The following is a 1,316-nucleotide window of genomic DNA, read 5'->3' as shown; positions in this document are numbered from 1 at the left end:
TGGTATCAGAGCTATCAGATTTTTAGGGCTAATTGTGCATCTGCTGGGCAAACAAATTAGCCTGTAATTCAGAGCCGGCAATCGTTTTGACGATTTAGATAAAATTTTCAATGTGACACTTTAGGGTGCGGAATGTGGGTTTCAGTGATCAGTTAACAGTGTGCAGTAATCAGTGTGCAGTAATCAGTGAAAAGACAGTAGGAAACTGCTATTTACAGCCTTTCTCGTCAAGGTGAAGCACAGACACTAATACTTGCTAATCAACTATTTCAGCTGCAAGAACGAACCTCATGTATCTGAGAAACGCTGTAATACTGCTCACTTAAAACTCAAATCTGATCAACTGATCACTGATCACTGATTAGGAGTTGATTTTAGCTTTTTTAGCGATCGCTAGTAAGAGATAGATCACCAGTAGATACATCATTGGTAACACTAAGGTCATGGTAGGCATTGTTTGATTAGGGAGGAGAGAAGATAGTTAAAATTAGGTAGGCTCGATCTTTCCCCATTGATCATCGAATGACTAGCGACGAGAAAACTAGCTAAATCTGCAAACAGATCGAGCTTATCCGTCAGTCACTCTACCAAGAGACCGGGACCGAGTTGGACAGGTAATCGTTTTCAACTCCATTCTTCGCACCAGAAACCGACGAGAAAAAATTCCTCATCTTAACAATTCCTAGGTGAGAACTGGGGGTTAATTTCTTGCAACTGCCACTATCAACTTAACATAAGTTGTCAAGGACTGGGAAAAAATTTTTTTAAGCTCGATCGAAAGGAGAATAATCAAGATTTTGCAAAGAAGATTGTCGTCGTAATCATACGAAATCCTGTTTAAAAGGTAATAAAATATTGGGAAGTGGGGAGTGGGAAGTGGGTTTTTAAAGTTAGATTGGCAGTTAATCGTACTATTAAAAACGGCTCTGGTATCAAAAAGTCTCAGGGAATTATCCTACAGTTGGGAGAGTAGTTTCCGAGCATCGGCGATGATTTTATCACCCCAGAGATTTTTTGGCAGGGTTTCAACCTGAGAAAATTCAGGGTCGATTTTAAGCGCGCTTTTAGCGAGTTCGATCGCTTTCCCCGTATTGCCTTGACGGTAGAGAGTAACAGCGAGAGCCAGTTGATTTTCGGCAGATTGGGGGTTAATTTCGAGACTTTTTGAAATTGGCTAAGCTAAAACGCACTTAAACCACCTAAAATAGAAATAGTAACTTGAGAAAAATCCTACTTATGCCAGCCAAAGATTTCCTAGACTTAGAAGAAAAGAAAAACTTACAAAAAGCTCTTAAAGAAGAAGAAAGAGCAGAGGT

At 39.8% G+C, this 1,316-nt stretch carries 1 protein-coding gene; it reads right to left on the bottom strand.

Going from position 1 to position 1,316, the window contains the following annotated elements; translation table 11 throughout:
• Nucleotides 1-955 precede the first annotated feature (955 nt).
• Entirely contained in the window at nt 956-1,153 is a 198-nt protein-coding gene (locus PX482_RS05640; protein WP_223212977.1) for a tetratricopeptide repeat protein, read from the bottom strand.
• Nucleotides 1,154-1,316 lie beyond the last annotated feature (163 nt).

It is taken from the genome of Microcystis sp. M53602_WE12, assembly GCF_030065455.1.
GTDB lineage: Bacteria > Cyanobacteriota > Cyanobacteriia > Cyanobacteriales > Microcystaceae > Microcystis > Microcystis aeruginosa.
The sequence above is the reverse complement of the archived record's forward strand: the minus strand, read 5'-3'. Positions and strand labels throughout refer to the sequence as shown.